Source organism: Haloquadratum walsbyi J07HQW2, from assembly GCF_000415985.1.
Lineage (GTDB): Archaea > Halobacteriota > Halobacteria > Halobacteriales > Haloferacaceae > Haloquadratum > Haloquadratum walsbyi_B.
The window spans coordinates 1,440,963-1,443,958 of record NZ_KE356561.1 but is presented as its reverse complement, the minus strand read 5'-3'; the positions used below and the strand labels follow the sequence as shown (position 1 = coordinate 1,443,958).

General features: G+C 45.1%; 3 protein-coding genes. 2 read left to right on the top strand and 1 reads right to left on the bottom strand.

Going from position 1 to position 2,996, the window contains the following annotated elements; genetic code table 11:
• On the bottom strand, positions 1 to 414 hold a 414-nt coding region (locus J07HQW2_RS06670), incomplete at its 3' end, for a nucleotidyltransferase family protein (protein ID WP_048075525.1).
• 313 nt (positions 415 to 727) lie between these two features.
• Here J07HQW2_RS06670 and J07HQW2_RS06665 point away from each other — a divergent pair.
• Positions 728 to 1,363, top strand: coding sequence for a uracil-DNA glycosylase (locus J07HQW2_RS06665; RefSeq protein WP_021054661.1), 636 nt, complete (start codon positions 728 to 730; stop codon positions 1,361 to 1,363).
• 95 nt (positions 1,364 to 1,458) lie between these two features.
• Positions 1,459 to 2,217 (top strand): hypothetical protein, encoded by a 759-nt coding sequence (locus J07HQW2_RS06660; RefSeq protein WP_021054660.1) that lies wholly within the window; start codon positions 1,459 to 1,461, stop codon positions 2,215 to 2,217.
• The last annotated feature ends 779 nt before the right edge of the window (positions 2,218 to 2,996 follow it).

Genomic DNA, 2,996 nt, shown 5'->3' with positions numbered 1-2,996 from the left:
TGTTTGCGCGACTGCGGGTGATACTTCTTCGACACCGAGGACAACATCGAAACGCTCAGATGCATCAACGATAGGACGCACACTCCCAGTGAATATATTATCGCCATTTACCAGTAAGAAATCTCCGTCAATCTGTGATTCAGCCTGTAATACGGCATGCCCAAGCCCTAATTGTTCACGTTGATGGATATACGTAATCGGAACACCATCGCATACGTCGCCGAATCGATCAATAATTTGTGCTGCCTCATACCCGATAATGACGATGAGTTCGTCTGCACCCGCCTCAATAGCGGTATTCAATACATATTCAAGAAGCGGTTGTCCACCAATATCGACGAGACCCTTTGGCTGATTATCAGTCAATTCCCCGAGTCGTGTCGCTTGACCTGCTGCCGGAACAACCGCATGCATGATTGAGTATTGAATCGTAATCCTCCTGAATCCACCGACATCATAGTTAGTGGTTATCTTGATTTTGTCTCACCCGGTATCAGTAACGTGAATCATATAGTATTATCATAGTCATATTACCATCGGATTATCCGCTAAGTCCTGCATAGCGTGTGTCTATCTGTCGAAATAAATCTCCAGTGCTTGTCAAAACATGCTCACACATCATTCCCGATTTCGATTGCAGAGAATGTTGTAGTTGAGTGACCGCATAGACAACAAATCCACTATTGTAAACCGATTGCTTTTGCTCACAGGTAAGCATCAATATGATATGGACGCAAATCAGGATTCACTCGCAAATCCATATGGAATGGACACTGAGTGTGAGAACTGTCCAGAGCTTTGTGAGACTCGCGAGAATGTTCTTCACGGATATGGTGATGTTGGTGGTGACTTTTTGTTTGTTGCTGAGCGACCACATGCCGGTGCCGATTGTACAGGTATTCCCTTCACCGGCGATGATGCCGGTCGTCATCTACAAACAATTCTCGGACAACTTGGGTTTGCACGAACACCTCCCGATGCGGATGAACCAGATATTCAAAATGCGTTTCTTACGTATGTGACACGCTGTCGACATCCAGATCGTACCGCGACTGATGAGGAGATTCGCGCTTGCGAGCCGTATCTAAATGCTGAAATCCGGATGATTAATCCAGAAATTATTGTTCCAATCGGTGAAACGACGCTTCGTGAACTTGCAATCGATTATACGACACGACGACCAGATTCATTCGATATCATTGAGGAGCACGCAACGACAATTCGTGGTCGTGGATTCGAACTTGTGCCGATGATATCACTAAACAAGCAGACTGACACGCATGCTGATGCGTTCGTGACTCATCTCAGAGAGAATATTTTCACACGGGACTACCGACAGACGAAGGGACGACGAAGTCGGTGAAGAATCATTTGAGTTAGACTTCATCCTCGAGCAAATAAGGCATAGTACAATAATCAGAGCACCGGAATAAAGCGGCTTGACTGCAGAGACCACGTATGACAGTTATTTGTATCCTCGCCGACCCTCCACGCCCTGGAGTCGTGTTTAAAAGACTCGCTGAGACGAGTCCACTCTCAGAGTCCGAAACAGCCGAATTATATGACGCTATTTTGCGTGACATGCTTATTGCCGTTGATCGCTCTGGCGGTGATTTACTGGTAAATTATCGCTCGGATGATGCACTCCCTGAGAAACACGTCGATAGTAATGAATCGGCTGCAACAACAGTCGGAACAATCGTGAGCGAGACACTCGATGACCCATCAGTAGCGCGGGTTGAGGTCCAAGTCGGCTCAACGTTCGCTGGTCGTGTCGGCAACACGGTGACACACCTTCTTCGTGATGAGGATGCACAATCAGTCGCTGTTATTGAACCCACAATGCCCTTTCTCCTCCGGTCAACGATTGACACTGCTGCGATGCAGTTACGCTCGAATGAGGTTGTCCTTGGACCGTCTGCTGGCGGTCGTGTATATTATGCTGGATTCACCGAGGCGATTGACTTTACTGATGCGTTTGAGACACCGGCGATTGAGACACTTACCGACCGCGCGAGTGCAGCATCATGTGACGTTGCATTTCTCGACGCACAACCAACGATCAAACATGATTCCGATCTCGCAACTGTCATTGCGAATATCCGTGCTCGCTGGCATGCTGAACGAGTTGTTCCGAAACACACTGCAGAATTTATCATCGATACTGGACTGTATGCAACAAGTGAAGATGGTCTCCCACAAGTCGTGCGTGACTGAGAATATAATATAACATAACAGAGTAATCATGTGAGTGCCAGCTCCGTCGTATCAGTAATACCAGCTCTTATACTGAAGATGGCATAGAGCGATTCAGATACTTTATTAACTAACCGTGGATCGCTCAGTACAGAGGGGTCCACACACCAGAGTCGACCTACACTTGCTCCACTTCTGTCAGGAACGCCTTGCAAGATACAGAGAATCAATATAGCAGTCGCCACCGTTGATTTCACGCATCTGTGGGCGTGAACAAACAGCCAGTAGCAATGTGTATGGGTCGCTAACGACTAATCTAGAAAATCATTTAAGTCTCGGTAGTGAGCGAATTATTGGTCTCAAGATACGCTTCAATATCTTCAACAAACTCAAGATCTCTAATTATCCCCTAGCTTCTATTGAACTTCTTGGCTGAATACCTAAGTCCCCATCCTCATAGTCGTGATCCTCGTCAACGTAGAGAACATAAATAATGTGATAGTTCGTATTTCCCGAGTATATAGTTATGAATATCTTTGAATAAATCTGCCCTCTTCCTGACGAATTTGAATATATTTAATTATAATTATATCCATCCGGTGACGCATCTCCATTTGCAATGTTTTTAAATTTCGTCAGCAAATTTCTCTGTTCAGAAGCACTCAGAGAATTAAGATGACATGAGATTTTATCCTCAAATATAATCTAAGCCTCTTCTAATCCGCGTAAAAAAATATATTTCACACGTACTCAAAATCAGTGTTGTCGTCTAAAGATTAAAATTTGAAAACAGCTTCACT